1 protein-coding gene is annotated in these 956 nt (G+C 62.7%); it reads right to left on the bottom strand.

Annotation, left to right across the window (positions count from 1 at the left end; translation table 11 throughout):
- Positions 1 to 956: ATP-binding protein (locus PQR02_RS40545; protein ID WP_459252530.1), on the bottom strand; the 956-nt coding region annotated here is incomplete at both ends.

The raw sequence follows: 956 nt of genomic DNA, 5'->3' as shown, positions 1-956 counted from the left end.
ACCCTCGCTCGGCGCGAGATGCATCCGCAGACCCGGCGACGCGTTGACCTCGCACATCGCCCCGCCGACCTCGCGATACGAGGAGGCAATATCCGTGGTAATGAAATCGACGCCGGCGACATCAAGGCCGATGGCCTTGACGGCGCGCACAGCCATCTCGCGGTTGTCCGGGTGCACCTGATCGGTGACGTCGATGGACGTGCCACCCGTGGAAAGGTTGGCAGTTGCGCACAAGTAGACGGACTCACCCGGAGCTGGCACGGTCTCGAAATCATATCCCGCGGCGCCCAGTACGCTTTGCGCCGTGTCACCGAGTTCGATGCGGGTGAGTACGTTTTCGTGGCCTACCCCGCGACGCGGATCTCGATTGGCCTCTTCCACCAACTGCTGGACCGTATGCAAACCGTCACCGACGACATGGGCCGGCACGCGCCTGGCCACTGCGGCCAATTGATCGTTGACCACCAGCATCCGATAGTCGGACCCGGGGATATAGCTTTCGACGAGTACGGCATGGCTGTACTTCCGCGCCCTCTTGTATGCGAGTTCCACCTGCTCCGGCGTCGTGAGCTTGATCGATACGCCCTGTCCATGATTGCAGTCGAGGGGTTTGACGACAACCGGATAGCCGAGCTGTTCGGCGCTCACGACCGCATCGCAGGCGCGATAGACCTTGCGCTGGCGAGGCACCGGCAAGCCGGCGTCCCGCAGCGTCCGGTTCGTCTCTTCCTTGTCGGAGGCTATGTCGACTGCGAGCTGACGCGTCTCGCTGGTGAGCGTGGCTTTGATCCGTTTCTGAAAGCGCCCATAGCCAAGTCGTATCAGGCTGTCCGCGTTCATCCGGGTACATGGAATCGCCCTGTCCGCCGCGGCTTTCATCAATGCCGCCGTGCTCGGCCCCACCTCGCGACTGCGCGCATCACGGAGAAAATCGTCGCGCTTCTGTTCGAAGTCGA

The organism is Paraburkholderia sediminicola, assembly GCF_046026895.1.
Classification (GTDB): domain Bacteria; phylum Pseudomonadota; class Gammaproteobacteria; order Burkholderiales; family Burkholderiaceae; genus Paraburkholderia; species Paraburkholderia sediminicola_C.
Note: the sequence above shows the minus strand (reverse complement) of the source record. Positions and strands in the feature narration are given on the sequence as shown.